27 protein-coding genes are annotated in these 24,127 nt (G+C 68.1%); 8 read left to right on the forward strand and 19 right to left on the reverse strand.

Features of this window, described 5'->3' with window-relative positions:
- Nucleotides 1–197 precede the first annotated feature (197 nt).
- The 4 genes from AC069H_RS08690 (at nt 198) to AC069H_RS08705 (ending at nt 3,112) form a co-directional block, all read left to right on the forward strand.
- A complete protein-coding gene (locus tag AC069H_RS08690) occupies nt 198–824 on the forward strand; it encodes a LysE family translocator (RefSeq protein ID WP_478231822.1) in 627 nt (208 codons plus the stop codon).
- Complete coding sequence (locus AC069H_RS08695) at nt 821–1,441, forward strand: LysE family translocator (RefSeq protein ID WP_478229702.1); 621 nt, start codon at nt 821–823, stop codon at nt 1,439–1,441. The genes AC069H_RS08690 and AC069H_RS08695 overlap by 4 nt, the downstream gene beginning before the upstream one ends.
- Before the next feature lie 61 nt (nt 1,442–1,502).
- A complete protein-coding gene (locus tag AC069H_RS08700; RefSeq protein ID WP_478231823.1) occupies nt 1,503–2,162 on the forward strand; it encodes an LPXTG cell wall anchor domain-containing protein in 660 nt (219 codons plus the stop codon).
- A gap of 77 nt (nt 2,163–2,239) precedes the next feature.
- Entirely contained in the window at nt 2,240–3,112 is an 873-nt protein-coding gene (locus AC069H_RS08705) for a trypsin-like serine protease (protein WP_478231824.1), read from the forward strand.
- On the opposite strand, the gene murA is transcribed toward AC069H_RS08705, so the two are convergent.
- Nucleotides 3,113–4,387 (reverse strand): UDP-N-acetylglucosamine 1-carboxyvinyltransferase, encoded by a 1,275-nt coding sequence (gene murA, locus AC069H_RS08710; protein WP_395874693.1) that lies wholly within the window; start codon nt 4,385–4,387, stop codon nt 3,113–3,115.
- A gap of 61 nt (nt 4,388–4,448) precedes the next feature.
- On the opposite strand from murA, the gene AC069H_RS08715 reads away from it, so the two are divergent.
- Nucleotides 4,449–5,021 (forward strand): cob(I)yrinic acid a,c-diamide adenosyltransferase, encoded by a 573-nt coding sequence (locus tag AC069H_RS08715; RefSeq protein ID WP_478229698.1) that lies wholly within the window; start codon nt 4,449–4,451, stop codon nt 5,019–5,021.
- 81 nt (nt 5,022–5,102) lie between these two features.
- On the opposite strand, the gene AC069H_RS08720 is transcribed toward AC069H_RS08715, so the two are convergent.
- The 18 genes from AC069H_RS08720 to AC069H_RS08805 all read right to left on the reverse strand — a co-directional run bounded on the left by AC069H_RS08720 (nt 5,103) and on the right by AC069H_RS08805 (nt 21,090).
- The gene (locus tag AC069H_RS08720; protein WP_478229697.1) at nt 5,103–5,255 is read right to left on the reverse strand and encodes a hypothetical protein; all 153 of its coding nucleotides are present in this window, start codon (nt 5,253–5,255) and stop codon (nt 5,103–5,105) included.
- Nucleotides 5,256–5,344: 89 nt separating this feature from the next.
- Nucleotides 5,345–6,580, reverse strand: a complete 1,236-nt coding sequence (gene aroA, locus AC069H_RS08725; RefSeq protein ID WP_478231825.1) for a 3-phosphoshikimate 1-carboxyvinyltransferase — start codon at nt 6,578–6,580, stop codon at nt 5,345–5,347.
- A 75-nt stretch (nt 6,581–6,655) separates the two neighbouring features.
- Nucleotides 6,656–7,090, reverse strand: a complete 435-nt coding sequence (locus tag AC069H_RS08730; protein WP_039915170.1) for a DUF2550 domain-containing protein — start codon at nt 7,088–7,090, stop codon at nt 6,656–6,658.
- A gap of 25 nt (nt 7,091–7,115) precedes the next feature.
- Nucleotides 7,116–7,481: a F0F1 ATP synthase subunit epsilon gene (locus tag AC069H_RS08735; protein WP_034309272.1), complete on the reverse strand. Its 366-nt coding sequence runs from the start codon at nt 7,479–7,481 to the stop codon at nt 7,116–7,118.
- A gap of 114 nt (nt 7,482–7,595) precedes the next feature.
- Nucleotides 7,596–9,020: a F0F1 ATP synthase subunit beta gene (atpD, locus tag AC069H_RS08740; RefSeq protein ID WP_038508936.1), complete on the reverse strand. Its 1,425-nt coding sequence runs from the start codon at nt 9,018–9,020 to the stop codon at nt 7,596–7,598.
- Nucleotides 9,020–9,964, reverse strand: coding sequence for a F0F1 ATP synthase subunit gamma (locus AC069H_RS08745; RefSeq protein ID WP_478231826.1), 945 nt, complete (start codon nt 9,962–9,964; stop codon nt 9,020–9,022). Before AC069H_RS08745 ends, atpD begins: the two co-directional genes overlap by 1 nt.
- Nucleotides 9,965–9,975: 11 nt before the next feature.
- Entirely contained in the window at nt 9,976–11,613 is a 1,638-nt protein-coding gene (gene atpA / locus AC069H_RS08750; RefSeq protein WP_478229694.1) for a F0F1 ATP synthase subunit alpha, read from the reverse strand.
- Nucleotides 11,614–11,667: 54 nt separating this feature from the next.
- Nucleotides 11,668–12,489 (reverse strand): F0F1 ATP synthase subunit delta, encoded by an 822-nt coding sequence (locus AC069H_RS08755; protein WP_478229693.1) that lies wholly within the window; start codon nt 12,487–12,489, stop codon nt 11,668–11,670.
- Nucleotides 12,490–12,495: 6 nt separating this feature from the next.
- Nucleotides 12,496–13,059: a F0F1 ATP synthase subunit B gene (locus AC069H_RS08760; RefSeq protein ID WP_478229692.1), complete on the reverse strand. Its 564-nt coding sequence runs from the start codon at nt 13,057–13,059 to the stop codon at nt 12,496–12,498.
- A gap of 34 nt (nt 13,060–13,093) precedes the next feature.
- Nucleotides 13,094–13,351 carry an ATP synthase subunit c family protein gene (locus AC069H_RS08765; RefSeq protein ID WP_478229691.1) on the reverse strand — a complete coding sequence of 86 codons (258 nt, stop codon included), beginning with the start codon at nt 13,349–13,351 and terminating at the stop codon, nt 13,094–13,096.
- 62 nt (nt 13,352–13,413) lie between these two features.
- The gene (gene atpB / locus AC069H_RS08770; protein ID WP_478229690.1) at nt 13,414–14,211 is read right to left on the reverse strand and encodes a F0F1 ATP synthase subunit A; all 798 of its coding nucleotides are present in this window, start codon (nt 14,209–14,211) and stop codon (nt 13,414–13,416) included.
- A 377-nt stretch (nt 14,212–14,588) separates the two neighbouring features.
- The gene (locus AC069H_RS08775) at nt 14,589–15,044 is read right to left on the reverse strand and encodes a hypothetical protein (RefSeq protein ID WP_478229689.1); all 456 of its coding nucleotides are present in this window, start codon (nt 15,042–15,044) and stop codon (nt 14,589–14,591) included.
- Between the two features lie 57 nt (nt 15,045–15,101).
- Nucleotides 15,102–16,253 carry a glycosyltransferase family 4 protein gene (locus AC069H_RS08780; protein WP_340683754.1) on the reverse strand — a complete coding sequence of 384 codons (1,152 nt, stop codon included), beginning with the start codon at nt 16,251–16,253 and terminating at the stop codon, nt 15,102–15,104.
- An 88-nt stretch (nt 16,254–16,341) separates the two neighbouring features.
- On the reverse strand, nt 16,342–16,992 hold the full coding sequence (locus tag AC069H_RS08785; RefSeq protein WP_478231827.1) for an L-threonylcarbamoyladenylate synthase: 651 nt from the start codon (nt 16,990–16,992) through the stop codon (nt 16,342–16,344).
- Nucleotides 16,993–17,071: 79 nt separating this feature from the next.
- Nucleotides 17,072–19,057, reverse strand: coding sequence for a M6 family metalloprotease domain-containing protein (locus tag AC069H_RS08790; protein WP_478231828.1), 1,986 nt, complete (start codon nt 19,055–19,057; stop codon nt 17,072–17,074).
- A gap of 178 nt (nt 19,058–19,235) precedes the next feature.
- Nucleotides 19,236–20,102, reverse strand: a complete 867-nt coding sequence (prmC, locus tag AC069H_RS08795; RefSeq protein ID WP_034308966.1) for a peptide chain release factor N(5)-glutamine methyltransferase — start codon at nt 20,100–20,102, stop codon at nt 19,236–19,238.
- An 84-nt stretch (nt 20,103–20,186) separates the two neighbouring features.
- Nucleotides 20,187–20,735: an HD domain-containing protein gene (locus tag AC069H_RS08800; protein WP_478229686.1), complete on the reverse strand. Its 549-nt coding sequence runs from the start codon at nt 20,733–20,735 to the stop codon at nt 20,187–20,189.
- Between the two features lie 7 nt (nt 20,736–20,742).
- Nucleotides 20,743–21,090, reverse strand: a complete 348-nt coding sequence (locus AC069H_RS08805; RefSeq protein WP_478231829.1) for a MerR family transcriptional regulator — start codon at nt 21,088–21,090, stop codon at nt 20,743–20,745.
- A 58-nt stretch (nt 21,091–21,148) separates the two neighbouring features.
- Here AC069H_RS08805 and AC069H_RS08810 point away from each other — a divergent pair, with 58 nt between their 5' ends.
- The 3 genes from AC069H_RS08810 (at nt 21,149) to AC069H_RS08820 (ending at nt 24,082) form a co-directional block, all read left to right on the forward strand.
- Complete coding sequence (locus AC069H_RS08810; protein ID WP_478231830.1) at nt 21,149–21,916, forward strand: alpha/beta fold hydrolase; 768 nt, start codon at nt 21,149–21,151, stop codon at nt 21,914–21,916.
- Between the two features lie 59 nt (nt 21,917–21,975).
- Nucleotides 21,976–23,412, forward strand: a complete 1,437-nt coding sequence (gene wsfD / locus AC069H_RS08815) for a glycan biosynthesis hexose transferase WsfD (protein WP_478231831.1) — start codon at nt 21,976–21,978, stop codon at nt 23,410–23,412.
- Nucleotides 23,413–23,614: 202 nt separating this feature from the next.
- Nucleotides 23,615–24,082: a mannosyltransferase family protein gene (locus AC069H_RS08820; RefSeq protein WP_478231832.1), complete on the forward strand. Its 468-nt coding sequence runs from the start codon at nt 23,615–23,617 to the stop codon at nt 24,080–24,082.
- Nucleotides 24,083–24,127 lie beyond the last annotated feature (45 nt).

A 24,127-nucleotide genomic window follows, 5' to 3' on the forward strand; every position in this document is an offset into this window, starting at 1 on the left:
TTGTGGTGGGGGGAATTTTGGGGCAAAAGGGCCTGCTCGGGTTTGTGGGGGGGGGGGGGGGGGGGGGGGGGGTTGGTTCCCCACCCCAACCCCCCCCCCACGACCCACCCGGCCCAGCGGCTACCGCGGCCGCGGAATCGTGACTGTGACCGAAATCCGCGAGACTCGCCCGTGCCCGGCGTCTAGCGTGGGTGACCGTGACGTGGAGTGCGTACAGCAGCTATCTGGTCATCGTCGTCCTGATCGTCCTCGCGCCGGGGCCGGACACGATGGTGATGCTCAAGAACTCGCTCTCCGGCGGCACCCGCGGCGGCTTCCTCGCCACGGCCGGGATCTTCGTGGCCAACGCCGTCCAGGGCACCGCCGCCGCGCTCGGCCTCGGCGTCGTGATCGCGCAGTCGCAGCCGGTGTTCGTGACGCTCAAATGGGTCGGCGCCGCATACCTGGTCTTCCTCGGTTTCCAGGCGTTGCGCGGCGCGTGGCGGGGCGACTACTCCGGTGTCACGGCGGTGAAGCAGCAACGATCGAGCGGATTCCGCCGCTTCCGTGAGGGCTTCCTTTCCAACATCACCAACCCGAAGGTGCTCGTGCTGTACCTCTCGGTGCTGCCGCAGTTCCTCGACCCCGTGACGACCTCGGCGTGGCACGCGCTGCTGCTCGCGTACACCGTCGCGGTGCTGGGCGCGGTCTGGCTGCTGACGCTGTTGTTCTTCGTGCATCGCGTGCGGGCCTGGCTGGAACGCCGCAAGGTCCGGCGTGCGCTCGACGGCGTCACCGGGACCGCGCTGGTCGGTTTCGGCGCGGCTTTGGTGCTCGAGTCATGACCTGGGGTGTCTACGGCGGTTTCGCGCTGATGATGCTGGCGCTGGCGCTCGTCCCGGGCCCGGACAACATGGTGGTGCTGAAGAACGCGCTGTCCGGCGGTGTCCGCGGTGGCGGCTGGGCCTGTTTCGGCATCGGCGTCGCGAACCTCGCGCAGGCGACCGCGGCGGCGCTCGGCCTCGGCGCGGTCATCATGAACTCGCGGCCGGTGTTCGAAGCCGTGAAATGGGCGGGCGCGGCCTACCTCTGCTACCTCGGCGTCCGGGCACTGATCGGCGCCTTCCGCGGCGACTACGGCCTGCTCGCCGAGACCGCCGCCGCCCGGAGCGGATTCCGCCGCTGGCGGGAGGGTTTCCTCTCCAACTTCACCAATCCGAAGGTCCTCGTCCTGTACCTGTCGGTGCTGCCGCAGTTCCTGACCCCGGGCGTCACCGGCACCGGGGACGCCCTGCTGCTGGCCTACACGATCGCGGCGGCGGGCACCATCGCCCAGCTTCTGCTGCTGTTCTTCGTGCACCGCGTCCGGGCCTGGCTGGAACGCCGCAAGGTCCGGCGCGCGCTCGACGGCGTCACCGGGACCGCGCTGGTCGGATTCGGCGCCGCTCTCGTCCTCGAGTAACCCCTTCGGTCGTTTACGCGATACTCCGGATGTCGCAATGGCGCGACCTTAGGAGGCTTCGATGAACAAGAAGACCTACGGCGTTCTCGCCGGAGCCGCCTTCTCCCTCGTTCTTCTCGGCGCGGCCCCCGCCGACGCCGGTGAGCGCGGCAACGGCGTCGCCCCGCCGGGACGCGCCCAGGACACCACCAAACCGCAGCCTCCGTCCAAAGCGGACTTCTCCGGGCACGGCGCCAACAAGCGCGGGCCCTACGACTCCACACGGGACGGCTCACCGTCGGCCAACGGCAACGGCGGTGGTGAAGCGGCCGGAAAGCCGTGCGCGGGCTGCGTCGGCAAGGCCGACAACAAGAACCCGCCCGGACAGCTGCCCGGCGGCTCGGATGCCAACGCGGGTTACGAATGCGACCGCAACCACGGCGTCGGGCGCGGCAATCCCGCGCACACCGCCTGCGTGCCGGACCGGACACCGCCTGCCTCGAACCCTCCGGCCGAGACTCCCCCGCGCGGGGGACCGCACAGCGAGGGCGTCCGTCCCGCGGCCGTGCCGGTAGCGGTCCAGGGCGAGGCCGTCACGCCTCGGCCCGTCAGCGCGGTCGCGAGCCCGCCTTCGCTGGCTAAGACCGGTTTCGAACTCGAACCCGTGCTGCTGACCGGGCTGGGTTCGCTGGCCGCGGGTGCCGCGCTGTACGCGGGGACCCGGCGGCGCAGGGACGCGTGACTACTTTCGGCGGATGACTTTCGGGCGCCCACCACATTGAATCCCGTCTCCAGAAGCACGAGACGAGGAGGCCCTTCGTGAGGTTCACCCCCGCCGCCACCGTCGCGGCGATGGCCGCCGCCCTGCTGCTGGGCGGCGCCACCGCCGCGCCCGCGATCAACTCCTACAACGCCACGCCCGCACCGGAGCGCACCGAGGTCGGTGCCCTCGTCGCGACCTGGGACAACGACGGCGACCCCGCCACACCCGACCGGGTCGACTGGGTGTGCTCGGGCACGATGGTCGACGCCGACACCTTCCTCACCGCCGCGCACTGCACCACCGATTGGCCGGCCAACGTGCGGTTCTTCGTCTCGCTCGACCAGGACGTGCAAGCGGGTCTCGACGCGGCGGCGAAGAAGTACCCCGGCGACCCGGCGGCGATCGCCAAGGCCGTCGCGGTGGAAGGGGTCGCGCACAACGAGCCCGGATACCCCGGCAACTCGGCCGACTCGCACGACATCGCCGTCGTCCAGGTGCCCGCGAAGCAGGTCTCCGCGCGCTGGGCCTTCACTCCGGCCACGCTGCCGAGCGCCGGCCAGCTCGACGCGCTCGGGCCACAGGCGCTGAACTCGACGCCGTTCGTGGTCGCCGGCTACGGCACGCAGGAGGCCGTGAACGCGCCGGGCGGGCACACCCATCCGGGCGGCGGAGTCCGGATGAAGGCGCCGGTCACCTTCAACGCGCTGAACAACACGTGGGTGCGGCTGGCGATGACAGCGCCTCAGGGCAACGGCGGCGCCTGCTACGGCGACTCCGGCGGGCCGAACTTCGCCACCATCGGCGGCAAGCGCGTCCTGGTGTCGACGACCATCACCGGCGACGGACCCTGCTACGCCACCAACGTCACCTACCGGCTGGACTCGCCGACGTCGCGTGACTTCCTCGCGCCGTTCGTCGCCCTGCCCTGATCAAGCCCGGTCAGGCTCCCCGGCCACGCGCTCGATCCTGGCACCGAGCCGGTTCAGGTTCTCCACGAAGTGCGGGTAACCGCGGTCGATGTGGAAGACGTCCCAGACCTCGGTGACGCCGTCCGCGCACAGCCCGGCCAGCACCAGCCCGGCACCGGCGCGGATGTCCGCGGCCCACACCGGAGCACTCGAGAGCTTCTCCACGCCGCGCACGACGGCGTGGTGGCCATCGGTACGCGCGTCGCCGGAAAGCCGCATCATCTCTTCGATGAACCGGAACCGGGCCTCGTAGATGTTCTCCGTGATCATCGACGTGCCTTCGGAGACCGCGGACAGCGCCACCGCGAACGGCTGCAGGTCGGTCGCGAAACCGGGGTACGGCAGCGTCACCCAGTCGACCGCCTTCGGGCGCTCGTTCTGGACGATGCGGAAACCCTTGTCGTCGAACGTCTCGACCTCGGCGCCCGCCAGGCGGAGCTTGTCGAGGACCAGGTCGAGGTAGTGCGGGTTGACGCCGCGGACGGTCAGGTCGCCCCTGGTCATCGCGGCGGCGAACGCCCAGGTCGCGCCGACGATCCGGTCGCCGATCACGCGGTGCTCGGTGGGGTGCAGCTTCTCGACGCCCTCGACGGTGAGGGTCGAGGTGCCCGCGCCTTCGACCTTCGCGCCCATCTCGGTCAGCATCGTGCAGATGTCGACGATCTCGGGCTCACGCGCGGCGTTGTCGATGACCGTGGTGCCCTCGGCGAGCACGGCGGCCATCAGGATGTTCTCGGTGGCGCCGACACTCGGGAAGTCCAGCCAGATCTGCGCGCCGCGCAGCCCGTCGGCCTTCGCCACGACACAGCCGTGCTCGATGGTGCTGGTGGCGCCCAGCTTGCGCAGTCCGTTCTGGTGCATGTCCAGCGGACGGGAACCGATGGCGTCACCGCCCGGCAGCGCGACGACGGCCTGCTTGAGCCGTCCGACCAGCGGACCCAGCACGCACACCGACGCGCGCAGCTTGCCCATCGCGGCCGAATCGGCCCGGTGCGACAGCTCGGCCGGAGTGGTGATCTTGGCGGTGTCGCCGTCGATGACGACGTCGCAGCCGACACTGCGCAGGACGTCGCCCATCAGGGGGACGTCCAGGATCTGGGGGCAGTTCGTGATGGTCGTCGTACCCTCGGCCAGCAGGGCCGCGGCCATCAGTTTCAGGACGCTGTTCTTGGCCCCGACCACGTCGACCTCGCCGACCAGCCGTGCTCCGCCGTGCACGTCGAAGTGCTCGCTCATGGGCGCCAATCATGCCCTCTCGCCCGGATTTGCCTTACGCCGGGCCGGTAGAGTCGGCTTCATGGTCGTACGCATCAACCGCGTGTACACGAAGGTCGGCGACAACGGCACCACGGCGCTCGGCGACGGCTCCCGCGTGCCGAAGACCTCGCCACGGCTGGGTGCGTACGCCGACGTCGACGAAGCCAACTCCGTCATCGGGCTCGCGCTCGCGATGGGTGGTCTCCCCGAGGAGATCACGCAGGTGCTGCGTGCGGTGCAGAACGATCTCTTCGACGTCGGCGCGGATCTGTGCGCGCCGATCGTGGAGAACCCGCCGTACGAGCCGCTGCGGATCACCGAGCGGTACATCGAGCGGCTGGAAGGCTGGTGCGACGAGTTCAACGAGCGAGTGCCGAAGCTGACGTCGTTCATCCTGCCGGGCGGCACCCCGGGTGCGGCGTTCCTGCACCAGGCCCGCACGGTCGCGCGGCGGGCGGAGCGTTCCGGCTGGGCGCTTTTCGAGGCCGAGCAGGCCACGACCAATCAGCTGGCGATCAAGTACCTGAACCGGCTCTCGGATCTGCTGTTCATCCTGTCCCGGCTGGCGAATCCGGACGGCGACATCCTGTGGAGGCCCGGCGGCGCCTCCTGACGACGCGATCCGGCACCTGGTCGCGGTCGTCGCGTGAGCGATCACCGCGACCAGGTGCCGGATCGCGTGATGGGTAGGAGTTCAGCCCTGTTCCTGTGCTGCCCAATAGCGCTCGAGGTCGACTTCGGGCGTGCCGTCCTTGCCCGGGTCGATCGCCTTCATCGTGATCGTGTCCTCCAGGGACACGGCCTCGGGAAGGTGGCTCCAGCGGTTCGTGTCCTCGCTCTGAGTCATATGCCGAGAATAGCCGCGCGGCATACCGGAAGGCCGGTAGAAATGCCGCTTCGTGATGATCCCATGTTTCCGCGGGCGCATTCAGAGGACTAAATGCCCCAGGAAGCCCGCAGTGAAGCGAGAGCGTCGTGGAAACCCGGGAACGTCTTCTTCACGCAACCCGGGTCGTCCAGCGTGATCCCCGGCGTCCGCAGCCCCGTGACGCTGAACGACATCGCGATCCGGTGATCCCGACGGCACTTCACCAGCGTCCCCGTCGGCACACCCGGCTGGATCTCGATCCAGTCCCGCCCCGTCTCGACCGAGACACCCATCGCGCGCAGGTTCTCCTCGCATGCCGCGAGCCGGTCGCATTCCTTGATCCGCGTGTTGTAGACGTCCTCGATCCGCACCGGCCCGTCCGCGAACGGCGCGATGGCCGCGAGCGTCGGCACGGTGTCGGAGATGTCGCGCATGTTCACCGTGACGCCGCGCAGCCCGCCCGTCCCGGTCACGGTCACGGCGTCCGGGCCCACCTCGACGTCCGCGCCCATCTGCCGCAGGACTTCGACGAAGGCCAGATCTCCTTGCAGGGCACCGTCACCCAGGCCCGGCACGGTCACCGAGTTGCCGGTCAGCGCGGCGGCCGCGAAGAAGTAGCTGGACGTCGAAGCGTCGGGCTCGATCTCGTAGTGGCAAGCCCGGTACGGCGTGGGCGGCACGACGAACGTGTCGCCGTCCCGGACGACCTCGACGCCGAAGCGCCGCATCATCGCGATGGTGATCTCGACGTAGGGCACCGAAACGAGGTCCGTCACGGTGATCCGCAGCCCCTCGGACGTCAGCGGCCCGACCAGTAGCAACGCGGTCAGGAACTGGGAGGACAGCCCCGCGTCCAGCGTCAGCTCCCCGCCCTTGATCCCGTCGGCCCGCACGACCAGCGGATGGTGCCCCGGCGAGCCTTCGAAGGTCAGGTCGACGCCCAGCTCCTGCAACGCGTCGGTCAGCGGCCCCAGCGGCCGGGCGCGCATCTGCTCGGAGGCGTCGAAGCGGAAGGTGCCGTGCCCGGCCGCGGCCAGCGCGGGCAGGAAACGCGCGGTGGTGGCACCATCGCGGCAGAAGACGTCGGCGCTGTCGACGGCGGGCCCCTCGGGCCTGCCTTCGATCGTCCACTCCCCGTCAGTGCGGGAAACCTGGTAGCCGAGCTTGAGAAGGCCTTCGGCGAAGCCCTCGGAGTCATCCGAACGCAGCGGCCTGCCCAGCACGGTCGTCCCGTGGGCGGCGGCCGCGAGGAACAGGCCTCGGGCGGTGATCGACTTCGAACCGGGGATGTCGACGATGGTCACGGCGTGAGCATACGGCGTGCTCGAACGGCGAACTCGCGTGCTCAGAGACGGGACATGCGTGCTTGGGGGCGTAACTCAGGAGGCGCGTGGGAGGCGGCGGCCCGGCGGGGCCGACTCCAGCCAGGAGAGGAAACCGGTGAGGGCACCGGGACCCATCGCGATCTCGATCGCCTCCTGCGTGGCGGACTCACACCGCAGGACGATCGAACCTTCGGGGACGGCGTACGCCTCCGTGCCGGAGGGATCGCGCCGGTCCGCGATCTCCATACTCGCCCGCTGGAAGACCCGGTCCGGGCCGGTCCGCAGGCTCCACACCCGGAACCAGACGAACTCGTCGCCCTCGTAGCGGCCCAGCCCCAGATGCCAGCTGGACCGCGCCTCGTCCGGACGCCACCGCAGGGCGACACTCACGCCACCACCGCGGCGCATCCGGACCCACCGCAACGAATACCAGGCCACGACGACGGCCAGGATGGTCAGGGCCCCGAGAACACCCACGGCGATTTCCACGGCCCGGCCCCTGTCCTTCGCCCGGTCAGACTGACTGACCGGCCGCGCGGAGCTGGGCGGTCGCCCTAGCCCGCTCTTGCTCGTCTTCGCCGGTCAGCGCCTTCTTGGCCGCGTCGACGTCGATCTCGTGCGAAAGCTCCGCGCTCTCCGCGAGGATGCTCACGCCGGTCGCGGTGACCGACAGGAACCCGCCGTGCACCGCGGCGGTCACGGTCTCGCCGTCCGTGGTCGTCACCTTGACGACGCCACCCTCGACGAGCTGGCCCAGAACCGGCTCGTGACCGGCCATGATGCCGATCTCGCCCTCGGTGGTCTGCGCCACCACGAACGTGGCGGTACCGGACCACAGACGGCGCTCGACGGCTACCAGCTCGACAGAAATCTCAGCCACGTAGCTTCCCTTCACCTCAGGTGCTGGCACCGAGTGTAATAGTCAATGATCCCGGTAAGCGAACGACGGGACCAGCGTCCACAGTAGACACTGATCCCGCCGCTCATCGGAACATCACTTCTTGGTGATTTCCTTGTACTTCTTCTCGAGGTCTTCGAGGCCACCGATACCCAGGAACGCCTGCTCCGGGTAGTGGTCGAAGTCGCCCTTGGTGATGCGGTCGAAGGACTCGATGGTCTCCGACAGCGGCACGGTCGAGCCCGGCTGACCGGTGAACGCCTCGGCGACCAGCATGTTCTGCGACAGGAACCGCTCGATGCGGCGCGCGCGCTGAACGGTCAGCTTGTCCTCTTCCGACAGCTCGTCCATACCGAGGATCGCGATGATGTCCTGCAGCTCCTTGTACTTCTGCAGGATCCGGATGACCTCGGAGGCCACGCGGTAGTGGTCCTCACCGACGATGGCCGGGTCGAGAATGGTCGACGTCGACGCCAGCGGGTCCACCGCCGGGAAGATGCCCTTCTGGAACACGCCACGGGAAAGCTCCGTGGTGGCGTCCAGGTGGGCGAACGTCGTCGCCGGGGCCGGGTCGGTGTAGTCGTCCGCGGGGACGTAGATCGCCTGCATCGAGGTGATCGAACGACCACGGGTCGAGGTGATCCGCTCCTGGAGCTGACCCATCTCGTCGGCCAGCGTCGGCTGGTAACCCACGGCCGAAGGCATGCGGCCCAGCAGGGTCGACACCTCGGAACCGGCCTGGGTGAACCGGAAGATGTTGTCGATGAAGAGCAGCACGTCCTGGTTCTGCACATCGCGGAAGTACTCCGCCATGGTCAGCGCGGACAGCGCGACCCGCATACGAGTGCCCGGCGGCTCGTCCATCTGACCGAAGACGAGGGCGGTGTCGTTGATGACGCCGTCCTCGGACATCTCCAGGAAGAGGTCGTTGCCCTCACGGGTGCGCTCGCCGACACCGGCGAACACCGAGGTACCGCCGAAGTTCCGGGCGACACGGGTGATCATCTCCTTGATGAGCACCGTCTTGCCGACGCCGGCACCGCCGAACAGGCCGATCTTGCCACCCTGCACGTACGGGGTCAGCAGGTCGACGACCTTGAGGCCGGTCTCCAGCATCTCCGTCTTGCCTTCGAGCTGGTCGAAGGAGGGCGGGTTGCGGTGGATGCCCCAGCGCTCGAGGTCCTCGCCGTAGCCGGGCTCGTCGAGGCACTCGCCGAGCGCGTTGTAGACGTGGCCCTTGACCTTGTCGCCGACCGGCACCGTGATGGGGCCGCCGGTGTCGGTGACCTCGGCGCCACGGACGAGGCCGTCCTGCGGCTGGAGCGAAATGGTGCGGACGAGGTTGTCACCGAGGTGGCTGGCGACCTCGAGCGTCACCGTCTTGCGGAGCTGCTCGAACTCGATTTCGACCTTGAGCGCGTTGAACTGGTCGGGAACGGAACCGCGCGGGAATTCGACGTCGACGACCGGGCCGGTCACCGAGACGATGCGCCCCTTGGCACGGGCTTCAGTACTGGTCATCAGTCATCACTTCCTGCTGCGGTGAGAGCGTTCGCCCCACCGACGATTTCGGAGATCTCCTGGGTGATCTGCGCCTGGCGGGCCTGGTTCGCCTCCCGCGTCAGCGTGTTCACCAGTTCGTTCGCGTTGTCCGACGCCGCCTTCATCGCGGTGCGGCGGGCCGCGAGTTCGGACGCCGCCGACTCGAGCATCGCCGCGAAGATCCGCGTCTTGAGGTACTTCGGCAGCAACGCGGCGAGCAGCTCCTCGGCGTTGGGCTCGAACTCGTAGCCCGGCAGCAGACCGGCGGACTTCTCGTTCTCGTCCTCGTCGTCGCTGTACTCGACTTCGAGCGGCGCGACACGCTTGGCGACCGGCCGCTGAGTGAGCATCGAGACGAACTCGGTGTAGACGACGTGGATCTCGTCGACACCGTCGATGCCGTCGGCGTTGCCTTCCTCGTCGTCCGCCCCGGCGAGGAAGGACTCGACGATCAGCTCACCGACCTCCGCGGCGTTGACATAACCGGGCTGGTCGGAGAAGCCCGTCCAGCTTTCGGAAATCTCGCGGCCACGGAACCGGTAGTAGCTCAAGCCTTTGTTGCCGGTGACGTAGAGCTCGGGCTGCTTGCCCTGCTCACGCAGCAGCGTGAGCAGTTCCTCGGTCGCCTTGAGCACGTTGGAGTTGTATCCACCGCACTGACCCTTGTCGCTGGTGATCACGAGGACCGCCGCGCGCTTCGGGTTGGGGCGCTCGACCAGGAGCGGGTGGTCGAGGTTCACCGAGGCGCTGGCCAACGCGGAGAGCACCTTCGTGATCTCGTCCGAGTAGGGCCGCGACGCCGCGACCTTCGCCCGCGCCTTGGTGATGCGCGCGGTGGCGATGAGCTCCATCGCCTTGGTGATCTTGCCGATGGACTTGGTCGCCTTGATACGCGACCGGAGTTCTCGGAGTTGTGCGGCCATGAGCTATCAGCTCACTTCTTCGGTGCGGGCTTGTTGACCTTGACGGTCTCCTGCCCGACCTTCTCGGCGTCCATCGCGTCGGAGACCTCGACCAGGCTCTTGCCCTCGGAAGTGGTGAACTCCTTCTTGAACTCGTTCACCGCGTCGACCAGCCCGGAGGCGGTCTCGTCGGAGAACTTGCCCGATTCGCGGATGTCCTTGAGGAGCTCGCCGTGCCTGCGACGCGCGGAATCGATGAACTCGTCGCGGAAGCGGCGCACGTCCTCGGTCGGGACCGAGTCGAAGTGACCGTTCGTGCCGAGGTACACCGTGACGACCTGCTCCTCGACCGGGATCGGCGAGTACTGCGGCTGCTTGAGCACCTCGTACAGGCGGGCACCACGCTCGAGCTGCGCCTTCGACGCGTCGTCGAGGTCCGAAGCGAAAGCCGCGAAGGCCTCCAGCTCGCGGTACTGCGACAGGTCGATACGGAGCGAACCCGAAACGTCCTTCATCGCCTTGACCTGCGCGGCACCACCCACACGGGAAACCGAGATACCCACGTCGATGGCCGGGCGCTGACCGGCGTTGAACAGGTCCGACTGGAAGAAGCACTGACCGTCGGTGATCGAAATGACGTTCGTCGGGATGTAGGCCGACACGTCGTTCGCCTTGGTCTCGATGATCGGGAGACCGGTCAGCGAGCCCGCGCCCAGCTCGTCCGAGAGCTTCGCGCAACGCTCGAGGAGGCGGGAGTGCAAATAGAAGACGTCGCCGGGGAAGGCTTCGCGGCCCGGCGGGCGACGCAGCAGCAGCGAGATCGCGCGGTAGGCGTCGGCCTGCTTGGTCAGGTCGTCGAACACGATGAGGACGTGCTTGCCCTCGTACATCCAGTGCTGGCCGATGGCCGAACCGGTGTACGGCGCGATCCACTTGAAGCCTGCGGAGTCCGACGCGGGGGCCGCGACGATGGTGGTGTACTCCATCGCGCCGGCGTCCTCGAGGGACTTCTTCACCGCGGCGATCGTGGAACCCTTCTGGCCGACCGCGACGTAGATGCAGCGAACCTGCTTCTTCGGGTCGCCGGTCTCCCAGTTGGCCTTCTGGTTGATGATCGTGTCCACCGCGACGGCCGTCTTACCGGTCTTTCGGTCACCGATGATCAGCTGGCGCTGGCCACGGCCGATCGGGGTCATCGCGTCGATCGCGGTGATACCGGTCTGCAGCGGCTCCGACACCGGCTGGCGCTCGACCACCGAAGCGGCCTTGACCTCCAGCGGGCGGCGGTCGGTGGTCTCGATCTCGCCGAGGCCGTCGATCGGGGCGCCCAGCGGGTTCACGACGCGGCCGAGGTAGCCCTCGCCGACCGGAACCGAAAGGACCTGCCCGGTCCGCTTGACTTCCTGGCCTTCGACGACGGTCTCGAAGTCACCCAGGATCGCGGCACCGATGGAGCGCGCGTCCAGGTTCAGCGCCACACCGAGGACCCCGCCGGGGAACTCGAGCAGTTCGTTGGCCATCGCCGAGGGAAGGCCCTCGACGTGGGCGATGCCGTCACCGGCGTCGATGACGACGCCGACTTCTTCCCGGCTCACGTCCGGGGCGTAACTCGAGACGTAGTTCTCGATCGCGCTACGGATCTCATCCGAGGAGATCGTCAGCTCCGCCATTTCAATCCCGCTCTCGCTTCGTTCGTGCCAGTGTGCAAAGTCGTTGTTATGGGTTCAGCTGGCCAACCGGCGACGCAGGGCGTCGATGCGCCCCGCGGTGCTGCCGTCGATGACCTCGTCGCCGACGCGGACGACGAGTCCGCCGCCCAATGACGGGTCGACCTCGACGTGCAGCGCGAGCTGCCGCCCGTACAGGGCGTTGAGCTTCTCGCTCAGCCGAGCCTGCTGCTCGTCGGACAGCGCGCTCGCGCTGGTCACCTGGGCGACCGAGCGTTGACGGCGTTCCGCGGCCAGCCGGACCAACCGCTCGAGGGCATTGGCGACCCCGCGGCCCTTGGCGCGCAGGACGACCTGCTCGACGAGAGTCTCGGTGACCACGTCCACCTTGTCGGCGAACAGGGTGCGGACCAGCGTCCGCTTCGCCTCGGCGGGGGCGGTCAGGTCGGACAGGGCCCGTTCGAGCTCCGGCTCGCCCGCAACGATACGGCTGACCCGGAACAACTGGTCCTCGACCGCGTCGAGGTTCCCGGACTTCTCCGCACTGGTGAGCAGCGCCGAGCGGCCGAGGGCCTCGAGCCCGTCGGTCAGTTCGCGCGGGCTCGACCAGCGGCTGCCCGCCACGGAGTCGAGCACCTGCAGGGCCGGCTCGGAAACCTTGCCCGCGAGAATCCCGCGAGCGAGGCCGATCCGGGCGTCGGGCGTGGCCGAACCGTCGGCGACGGCCCGGCGCAGGCCGATCTCCCGGTCCAGCAGGGCGACGACCGAAAGCAACTCGTCGCCGACCGTCGCCGGGTCCGTACCCGCGGCGGCCAGAACCTCGCCGAGCCTGTTCTCGGCGAGGTCGAGCGCTTCACGGCTCGCAGCATGCAGCGTCATTCTGGTCTACTTCCCCGCTCCGAGACCGGCACCGTTGGTGCCCGCGGTCTCCAATTCGGCCAGGAACCGGTCCACGGTGCCGTGACGGCGCGCGTCGTCCGCGAGCGACTCGCCGACGATGCGGCTGGCCAGCTCGACGGAGTTACGGCCGAGTTCGGCACGCAGTTCGGCGATGATCTGCGCCTTCTGAGCCTGCAGCTGGGCCTGCCCCTGAGCGACGATGCGCTGGGTCTCGGCCTCGGCCTCGGCCCGCAGCTCCACCTTGATCTGCTCGGCTTCGAGCCGGGCGTCGTCGCGGATCTTCGCGGCCTCGGAACGGGCTTCCGCCAGCTGCGCCTTGTACTGCGCGAGGTTTTCCTCGGCTTCGGCCTGCGCCTTCTCAGCCCTTTCGATGCCGCCCTCGATCAGCTTGCTCCGCTCCTCGTACATCGCCTCGAAACGAGGAACGACGTACTTCTTGAGCACCCACAGCAGCAGGAGGAAGGCGACGAACCCGAGGATCAGCTCGGGAATGTGCGGCAGGATCGGGTTGGGCGCCGTGGCGGCCAACACCAATTCGGTCTTCAGCACAACGTCTCCTTAAGCGAGATGAGCTAGCGACAACTCAGCTGGTGGAGGCGAGGAAGTAGACGACGATACCGATCAGCGCGAGCACCTCGACCAGCACGAAGGTGGAGAAGGCGATGCTCTGCAGCTTGCCCTGCGCCTCCGGCTGACGGGCGGTGCCGTTGATGACCGCGGCGAAGATCAGACCGACGCCGAGGCCGGGCCCGAGGGTACCGAGACCGTAACCGATGGCGGCGAGGCCCGGGTTGATGCTGGTGGCGGCCTCGGCAGCCTGCGCAAGAACGATGTTGCTCACGTGCGTTTCCCTTCAAACTCGGTCCGCGCGACTCACGCGGATCGGGGGCTTTTGGTGTTCTCTCAGTGCTCCGACGCCAGTGCGGCGCCGATGTACCCTGCGGCCAGGAATGCGAAAATGTACGCCTGCAGGATCTGGATGAATGCCTCCAGGAACGTCATCGCGATGGCGAAGAGGAACCCGACCGGCGAAGCGAGTTTCACCAAACCTTCACCATCGGTCAGCAGGAAGCTGCCACCGAGGGCGAAGACCATGATGATGAGATGCCCGGCGAACATCGCCGCGAAGACCCGGATCGCCAAGGTGGCGGGGGCGATGAAGAACTTCTGCGCGAACTCGATGAGCGCGTACAGCGGCATGACGAACCACGGCACGCTCGGCGGCGCGAGTTCCTTCTTCAGATAACCACCGAGACCGTGGCGCTTGATACCCACGTAGTGGTACACCGGGTAAACGACAAGGAACGCGAGTGCGAGCGGGAAGCCGATCCGTGACATGGTCGGGAACTGAAAGAACGGGATGATCCCGAAGAAGTTGTTCACCAGTACGAAGGTGAACAGTCCCAGAATCAGCGGAATGAACGGCTTGAAGTCCTTCGAGCCGATCTGGTCCCGCGCGATGTTGTTACGGCCGAAGCCGTAAATCGACTCGGCCAGGAACTGTCCCTTGCCAGGGACGACCTTCAGCTTGCGCGAGGCAAGCAGGAAAAAAGTGGCGATGATGACCACGGACATGATCACCAGCAACATCGGCTTGGTGAAGCTCAGCCAATAGCCGGAGCCGAACAACGGCGGCAGGTTGAAGTCCGCGATGCCTGGCGGCTTGAACTCCGCACCCTCGGCTAGTACCAGCGCGCCCACTGGGCTCCTTCCGGTTCTCCCGGCCGGCGTTCACTCCGCCGGGGGAATCGTCACGATCTGGACTTAACGTACCCGACACGTATCGGGCCGTCGGAGGCGGCCACCCCACGATGTGCTGAACATGGGATCACGTTCCGCGCACGAGGATTCTCGCTGCAATACTCCCGGAGGACAGACGCCTGACAGCGGCATGAGGGGACGATTCAACTCCGTCGCCACACTGCTGTTCGGGGTTCGTCATCGGGAGCAGGCAGCCGAGGCCGCCGCCCACACGCGGACCATATCAGCCGCTTCTCACGCACCGTACAGGCGTACTACTTTGCCCTGATCGGCCGAGGACCTAGGTCCCGTCCCAGGTCAGGACCTTCGTCCCGGATTCAGCGGGAAGCGGGGATGATCGTCGGGATCTTGACCTTGCGGAACGCCGCGAACTCCACGCCCGCGGCCAGGAGGATGCCCACGATCATGGTGATTCCCAGCGACATGGGATGCACGGCGGAGACGCCGCGGAGCAGGGAAAGCGCCCCGAAAAGGAGGAGGACCTTGGCGATGTAACCACTGAGAGTGATCGCCAGCACGAACATCGGGTCCAAGCCGGCACAGAAGCGCATCATTCCCAGCGTCGCCAGGGCGGACGCGATGGCGAGCACGCCACCGATGACCGAACCCACGAGCCCGGGCAGTCCATTGAGGATGGTGAACACCACGACGCACACGAGAACCGCGGGCGGGGTGATGCGCAGGGAAGCCTTCGTCATCGCGTTGGCCGCCTGCAGGACCACCTTGGCGTGGGGGTTCTCCTCCGCCTCGACGGTCTTCTCGGTCTCGCTCACAGAAAACTCCCTGGTCGTCTCAGCCCGCCAGTGTAGGCCCGTGCCGGTGTGTGCGGTTCAGGCGGTCCGGTTCCGGGACCGCAGCCGGGGCACGATCGACACCAGGGTCGCCAGCAGGAAGCCGAAGCCGACGATCCAGAAGACCGCGGCGCTGTCGAACAGCGTGACCGAAACCGCGCCGAACGCGAGCAGGCCCGCCCACAAGTAGATGAGCAGCACCGCGCGGCGCTGGGAGTGGCCGATCTCCAGCAGGCGGTGGTGCAGGTGCATCTTGTCCGCGGCGAACGGGCTCTCGCCGCGACGGGTGCGGCGGATGACCGCCATGATCAGGTCGAGCATAGGCACGAACAGCACCGCGGCGACCACGACAAGCGGCGAAAGCAACGCGAGTGCGTCCTTTCCGCTGAACTGCGGGTACGGCACGCGGCCCGACGCGGACGTCGTCGCGCCCGCCAGCATGAGGCCGATCATCATCGAACCCGAGTCGCCCATGAAGATCTTCGCGGGCTGGAAGTTGTACGGCAGGAAACCGAGACAGGCCCCGGCGAGCGTGGCGGCGATGAGGGCGGGCGGGTACGCGCCGACGTCGCCACCCGAGGAGTCGAGCAGGCCGAGAGAGAAGGAACAGGTCGCCGCGGCGGCGATGAAGCCGAGGCCGCCGGCGAGCCCGTCGAGGCCGTCGACGAAGTTCATCGCGTTGACCATGACGACCACCAGCACGACGGTCAGCAGCGCGCCCTGGTTCTTGTCCAGCACCAGCACCTGGCCGAAGGACTCGCCACCGCCGCCCCACGGCACCCAGAACGACACCCACTGCACACCGAAGATCACCAGGATCCCGGCGCACATGACCTGGCCGGCCAGTTTCGTCCAGGCGTCCAGCTCGAACCGGTCGTCGAGGGCGCCGATCAGGGAGATCACCCCGGCGGCGAGCAGGACGCCCAGCGAATCGAAGGAGAAGTCGAAACCGCGGCTCAGCGCGGGCAGCTGGTGCGCGAGCCCCATCGCGGCGGCGACGCCGAGGAAGATCCCGATACCGCCCATCCGCGGGATCGGGGTGACGTGGACGTCGCGGGCCCGCGGGTTGGCGATCGCGCCGATCCGGATGGCGACCCGGCGCACGACGCCGGTGAGCAGGAAGGTCACGGCCGCCGCGGTGAGGGCGACGAGGATGTACTCCCGGATCGGGAGGCCTTGCGTAGGAGGCATGATGCGTTACGCCGCCGAGGTCCAAGTCACTCGAACACGCTACCGCGTGAGGGGGATACGCCCGGACACGGTACTGACACCCGGTGAATCAGGCGAGTGACTCCGCGGGCACTCCCAGTACTTCCGCGACGGCGGCCCGGCTGACCGCGCCCTCCCGCAGGATGACCGGGTCGTCGCCGGTGAGATCGACCATCGTGGACGGAACGGGCTCTCCGGTGGAGCCGCCGTCGAGGTACACCGCGACGCTGTCGCCGAGCTGATCGACGGCCTCCTGCGCGGTGGAGGCGGGCGGCTGTCCGGAGACGTTGGCGCTCGAGACCGCCATCGGGCCGACGTCACGCAGCAGTTCCAGCGCGACCGGGTGCAGCGGCATCCGCAGCATCACCGTTCCGCGTGACTGGCCGAGATTCCACTGCAGGCTCGGCGCGTGCGGCAGGACGATGGAGAGGTCGCCGGGCCAGAAAGCCTCGATGAGCGCGCGGGCCTGCGGCGGCGTGCCGAGCACGAGCCCGTCCACAGTGGACCAGGAGCCGACCAGGACGCCGACCGGCATGTCCGGGCCGCGGTTCTTGGCCCGGAGGAGGGACTGGACGGCGCCGCCGTCGAAGGCGTCCGCACCGATGCCGTAGACCGTGTCCGTCGGGAGGACGACGAGACGGCTGGACCGCACGGCGCTCGCCGCCGCGGCGAGCCCGTCGGCCCGGGATTCATGCTTGCTGCAGTCGTACACCGCGCTCATGGCCTGTGAGCGTAGCCTGCGGCCTCGTGAGTGGTATGGACGGTTCTAACCGTCCTTACCACTCACGAGCCGTGCTGGGTCAGAAGGCGAAAGCGGTACAGAACGACGTCGCCGTCTTCGCCGGATCCGCGATCGACGTCGCGGTCAGCTTGATATGCGCGACGTGGTCACCGCCCGCGGCCCGTTTGGCGTGCGCCGTCGCCGAAGACCGCCCGCCGAACGGGACGGTCGACAGCTCGTTCGGCAGCCGTACCTCCCAGCCCTTCGCGTTGGTGGACGCGCTCAGCCGGTAGGTGTCGGTGTCGAACGGCGCCGCCGCGCCCTTCGCGTCCCCGGTGTTGAACACCGGGAACGAGCAGCTCGCGAGGCCCTGCTTGGCGAACGCCGGGGCCGATGGCCACAGCGAAACACCCCTGGCCCGAGAGCCGGCGCCGTCGAGCGAAGCCACCGTGACGACGTAGGACAGCACGCCCTTGCGGTCGCGCTCGACGTCCGAGACGAGGAACTTCAGCCTGTTCGCCTCGTCGGTGTACTCGTACTTGCTCGCGGAACCGGTGCCTGCCTTGAACGCCGCGTCGTTGAGCTGGCGGTAGTCGCCGATCGTGATCGGCACCGCGGTGCCGTCCGGTTTCTTGTAGTCGGTCATGCCGATGTCGGCCGGATTCGCGTCGATGATCCATTCGAACGGCGCGTTGTCCTGGTTCTTGGTCTTCGCGATGATGACCCCGGAATCGGGGGCGAAGGAATCACTGCCCATCCGGTCGACGACTTCGACGGTGTAATTGTTGTATCCGCCGCCGTCGCAGAACGGATCCTTCGACCGGTCGCATTTCGGCGAAAGGTCCCCACCGGTCAGCGCGATGTTGATACCGCTGTAGGCGCCCTGTCCCGGAAGGACCGAACGCGCCGTGATCCTGGCCGAAACCGGGCCGGTCTCGGCGATCTGGTTCCGGTCGAGCTTCAGCACGTCTTCGGGGTCGATGATGTCGAGCTTCATTTTGGTGCGCAGCATATGGTGCGAACCCATCGAGCCACCCTGCGTCGCCGGGATCTGCCAGCGCGTGTGCGGTCCGCCGGGGCCGTTGAAGCTGCCGCGCGACATCATCTCCCAGGGACCGGTGTAGGTCCTGGACGGCGGGGTGCCGAACGGGTTGTTGTAGTTGTCACCGATGCCGAGAATATGACTCAATTCGTGCGCGTAAACCGCCTGACCCGAGCTTTCGGCCTGGGTCGAGGAACCGGTGACCGCGTTCGGCCAGATACTCGCCGCCGATTTCCACGACGTCCACGGAACGTACCGGGTGGACGCGGCGTTCGGCATTCCCGCGACACCGGGGCCGAATTCGTCGGGCACGTTCCCCGGCTCGCCGAACTTCATCACGCCGAATTCCTGCCAGGTCGCGCTCTCGTCCTGGCCCGCGGAAAGGTAGAAGATGAAGTCGAACTGCTTGGCGACGTCACCCACGTCCGCCCGCCAGGCCGCGCCCGCGTCGGCGCGCAGGTCACGCTTGCAGTTCGCGTCCGGCGGACAGGCGTCGGGCTGGAACTCCATGCCGTATTCGAAGGACTTGCCGGGCAGGCGGTACGGCCCGAACGCGGTCAGTTCGACCCCCATCCTGCCGCCGGAGTCCTCCATCCAGTACTCGTTGATGGTGTGGCCGCGGTTGATCGCCTGCGGCTTGTTGAGGAAGTCCTGGTAGAACTTCGCGACGTCCGCGCGCGGGATGTTGCTCGCGGCGGGGCCGGGGTTGCCGAACACCGTCGAATGCGTCGGTTGCGTGACCGCGAACTCCTGATCGGGATAGTCCGCGAGCACCACGGCGCCCTTGAACGTCCGCTTCGTCGGCTTCAGCGCGGGGTCGGCCCAGTTGGTGCCGGGCGGCTTGCGGTAGTCGTCCCACGTCATATGGTCCTGGTTCTCCCAGGTCGACCCGTCGATCGGGGCGGGCCAGCCTTTCACCGGCACCGCGGCGGACGCGGGTTGGGCGACCAGACCCGGCAGCAACGCGACGGTGGCGAGGACGGCGAGTGTTCTGAGTGGGGCTCGTCGGAGAGACGATCGCATCGGGGTACACCTCCCAGTCGGACCGCCGATGAGGCGGCCGTGCTCGACGTTAAGAGGTGGCCTTTGCCGTGGGCACCGCCGGAAGTCGTGAGTCTCGCTAACTATCCCCCGCGTTCAGTCCTCTGGATGCGGTAGTTGCGCGTGCAAGTACCGCATTCAGAGGACGAAATGCGAGGGTTCAGGAGACGCGCAGGGCGGTGACGAACCGCGGCCGTCCGGCGAGATCGAGGTGCCCCTGGACATCGGTGAGCACCCGTCGTGCCCGCACGAGCGCCGGGACGGCGGAGCCGTGCGTGTCGTCGTGCTCGATCGCCATCCCGCCGGTGGGCCGCAGCAGGCGCGCGGCCGCGGCGATCGCGTGCCGGATCACCGCCAGCCCGCTCTCCTCCGCGAACACCGCCCGCGGCGGGTCGTGCTCCGCGACCTCCGTCGGCACAGGCGTGCCTTCGGGGACGTACGGCGGGTTGCACAGGACCAGGTCGACGAGCCCGTCGAGTTCGGCGAACATCGTGCTGTCCGCGACGTCGCCGGAGTACAGGCGGATGGGCGTGTCCCCCGCGTCGGCGTGGACGTCCGCGTTGTGCCGGGCCCACGCGAGCGCCTGCGCGTCGATGTCGACCGCGTAGACGACGGCGTCCGGCCGCGCGTGCTGCACGGCCAGCGCCAGCGCGCCCGACCCCGTGCACAGGTCGACCACCACCGGGTACTCGCGCCCGTGCAGCAGTTTGAGGCCCCATTCCAGGAGCAGTTCGGTCTCCGGGCGCGGGACGAACACCCCGGCGCCGACGTTGACCGTGATGTCGCCGAGCGCGGCCCAGCCGGTGAGGTACTGCAGCGGGATCCGTTTGGCCCGCTGGTTCACGAGCTGGCCGATCGCGTCGATGACGGGCGGGTCCACCAGCGGCACCATCGGCAGGCGGCCGCGTTCGACGCCGAGGACATGGGAGGCGATCAGTTCCGCGTCCGAACGCGGTGACGCCACACCGGCCTCGGTGAGGATGCGGGTCGCTTCCATGATGGCGAGGCGCAACGGCTGCCGGTTCACTGGTGTTCCTTCACAGAGTCAAGCCTGACACACGAGGCACGCGTGCCGGGGTCGATACACGCGGGCCCAGGGTATCGATTCCTTTCACCTCACCCGCCACGAGAGCGACGACAACGTCAGTGCCGCTTCGGCCACACGCCGCGCCAGGTCGGTCTGAAGGCTCTTCGTCGCCGAAGCGATCCACTCGTCCACGTTCCGTACACCGACATCGCGGTATTCGACGGCTTGAAGCAACATCTCCAGCTTGTCCGCGTCGCGCGCGTAGAGTGCTTCCGGACTCTCAGCGGACTCGTACTCGTCGACGGCGTCGCGCACCGAGTCACGCGCTGCACCGGGAAGCGACGACGTCTGCGCGGCGGTGATCGCGCGCGGATCCGGCTTCTCGACGAAACCCTTGATCGTGTGCGGAAGGTCGCCGGTCCGCGTCTCCTGTGTGTCGTGCCAGAGCGCGAGATACGCCGCCTTCGCCGGGTCGGCACCGCCCTCCGCCGCGAGCAGACCGGCCAGCTGCGCGACCCGGGCGGTGTGCTCGGCGACCGATTCGGGATCGCGGACCCCCGCCTGCCACCACCCGGCCCGCCGGATCCGCTTGAGCACACCCAGTTCGAACCCGAATCTGGCCAGGGCTTCCACAGTTCTCCTACGCGTCGAGAGTGAGATATCCGGCCAGTGTCCCGCGCCGCCGCCGGAGGGTGTCGATGCGGTCGTCCATTTCGGCCAGTTCGCGCCGGATCTCCGCGATGACCGTCGGGCAGAGGTCGAGTTCCGGCAGTTCGCCGTTCGCGCACGGCAGTACCTTCGCGATGACCTGCGTGCTCAGCCCGGCCGCGAGGAGCGCGCGGATCTGCCGAACGGTGGTGACCGCGTCTTCGCCGAAGCTGCGATAGCAGTTGGAGTCGCGCCGCGAGACCAGCAGCCCCTGCTCCTCGTAGTAGCGCAGCAGCCGCTGGCTCACACCGGTCCGCCGGGACAGCTCGCCGATCAGCATGTGACCCCGTCATCCGAGTTTGACCTTCACATCGATGTCAGTACCTAACGTCGCCGGCATGACGAATCATTTCGCGCACGTCGTCCGCGGTTCCGGTCCCGGCCTGCTGCTCGCCCACGGCAGTGGCGGCAGCGTCGAGGGCAACTTCGGGAGCATCCTCGACGACCTCGCCCGCACGCACACCGTCGTCGGCCCCGACTACCCCGGCTCCGGGGCCACGCCGCGCAGCACCGAACCGCTGGACCTCGACTCCGTCGCGGACGAGTTGGTCTCCATCGCCGTCGAGACCGGCCTCGAACGCTTCGCGATCCTCGGCTACTCGCTCGGCACCGGCGTCGCCGTCCGCGCCGCGACCCGGCACCCCGATCGGGTCACCGGGCTCATCCTGACCGCCGGGTTCACGAAACCGGACAACCGGCTCCTGCTGGCCGTCGACATCTGGCGCGAGCTGCTGACCGGCGACCGGAAGCTGCTCGCGAAGTTCCTCACTTTCGCCGCCACCGGCGAGAAGCAGCTGAACGCACTGACCCCCTCCGAGCTCGAAGCCGCCATCGAAGGACTCGCCGGATTCATCCCGGAAGGCAGCCCCGAACACGCGGCCCTGGTCGCGAACGTCGACACCCGCGCCGAACTGGCCGGGATCTCGGTCCCCACCCTCGTCATCGCCACGACATTGGACGGCCTCGTCCCGCCGGTCCACTCCCGCGAACTCGCGGCCGGGATCCCCGGCGCCGAATTGGTCGAGATCGAGGCCGGGCACGGTATCGGCACCGAGGCCCGCGACGAATGGCTCGGCGTGATCCAGAACTTCCTCGACCAGGCGTAGCCCTCGCATACGGAGGGTGCCAAGTCGATCACTGTGACGGATATTCTATGGTGGCCCGGATGAGGTATCGGGAGATAGGACTGCCCTTCGGCGTGTTTTCCGCCGCGCTGGGCGTGCTGCTCGTCCGTTTCCTTGTTCCGCGCCCGATCGGCATGGCGGACAACGGCGACGGCTGGCGCATTCTGTGCCAGCTCGGCGCCCGCGAGCTCGACAGGCCTTCGGAATACTTCGTCCGCTTCTCCTACGGCCCCGCCCCGTTCTGCAACAGCGAGTACATCTCCAGCCAGAGCTGGATCGACAAGATCGCCAGCGAGATCGGGCAGGCGCTCGGCTCGTCGGCGATCCTGGACCTGCTGGTGCTGGGCGTGCTGGGCTGTCTGCTGGTCGCCGGCGGGATCGCCGCGATCGTGGCGAGCCTGCGCCTTTCGGCCCGGAACAGCGTCATCGCCACGGTCGCGCTACTGCTGGTCGTGGCGGACTCGGCCTTCTTCGGCTACTTCGCCTCGGTGCTGAGCGAGGGTGCGGCCTTCGTCGGGATGCTCCTGCTCGCCGGCGGGCTCCTGCTCATGCATCGCACCGGGCCGTGGCGCTACGCCGGCGCCGCGGTCACCGTGCTCGGCGCGATGATCGGGGTCAACGCCAAGTCGCAGACGCTGCTGCTGATCCCGGTGTTCGCGCTCGCGCTCCTGTTCGTCCGGCCGGCGGGCAGCCGCGGCCTGGCCCGATGGGCCCTGCCGCTGGCCGTGCTCGCCGTCGTCGGCACGGGCACCGCACTGGCGCAGGGTGCGGGCGACTCCGCGAACGCGGAGTACCGCGAGGCCAACATGTACCACGTCGTGTTCAACGGGATCGTGGACGGGAAACACGACACCACCGGCGACCTCGCCGCGCTGGGTCTCCCGCCCGAGTTCGCCGAGTACGTGGGCACGGGCTGGTGGAGCGACAACGCGGCGTGGCGCTCCCCCGAGTATCCGAAGTACCGCGACAAGATCAGCCGCCGCAACGTCGCCCAGTACTACCTCGACCACCCTGGCCGCGTGGTCCAGATGCTGCACCGCTCCGCGCAGGAGACGCTGACGGCTCGTGTGCCGAACCTCGGGAGCTTCGGCGAGCACGCCGGGCAGCCGCCGATGGCCAAGGAGTACCGGATCCCCGTCCTGTCCGGGATCACCGGCTGGATCGCGCCGCTGGGGTTGTTCGCCTTGCTGCCGATCTGGCTGCTCATCGGCTGGGCGGGGCTCCGCGCCTTCCGGAACCGCACCGGGCGCCGCGACGTGGGCATCGTGGTGCTCATGTTCCTGCTGTTCGCGATGGGACAATTCCTGGTCTCCGGCCTCGCGGAAGGCATCGAGAACATCAAGCACCAGCAGCTGACGATCTTCCCGACCTTGCTCGCCGCCGCCTTCGCCGCGCTTTCGTTCCTTCCGCGGCGAAACAACGGATCGGACCTCGAAAAGCAGTCCGAGACCAGGGAAACAGCGACCGCGCTCTCCTGAATCCGCGGTATTCGGGCAAGTCCGGCGGGCCGATTCTGTTCCGGTCACCGGGGCATCGGCACCCCGCTCAGGCCATGCCGGTTCCCGCGGACGCGAGCGAGCGAAGATCCGGCCGCGAGCGAGTGCTCGGCTGGCTGGCCGGGGACTACGGCAAGGTCCTCTTGGTCGTCCTCGCCTGGAACGTCGCACTGACCGTGGTGGCGTGGCTGTTCGGCCCTCCACTCCGTCGGGCGAGGGTATTCCCAAGACCGGTATCGGCTCGACGCTGAGCCTGCTGTCCCACACCTACCGCTGGGACGCGGGAAACTACGGCGAGATCGCCGAACACGCGTACACCGGCGACTTCGTCCCGGCGCGGGCCTTCTACCCGGTGTTCCCGATCTGCGTGTGGCTGGTCAAGACCCTCAGTTTCGGCACTCTCGGCCTGCTCACGGCCGGGTTCATCGTCAACCTCATCGCGACCTGGCTGGCAGGCGTCGCCCTGCTCAAGATCGCCCGGTTCTTCCTCACCACGCCTCGCTCGCACTGGCTGGTCGTCGCCGCGTTCCTGAGCTCGCCCGCCGCCTTCTTCCTGCACTCGTTCTACAGCGAGGCGGTGTTCTGCGCACTCGGCTTCTGGGCTATCTGTTCGCGTTACGACGCCAATGGCCGTGGATGGGGCTGTGCCTGATCCCGCTCACCGCGTCGCGGATCACGGCCGCGGTGTTCATCGGGC

Source organism: Amycolatopsis sp. NPDC043887, from assembly GCF_056435665.1.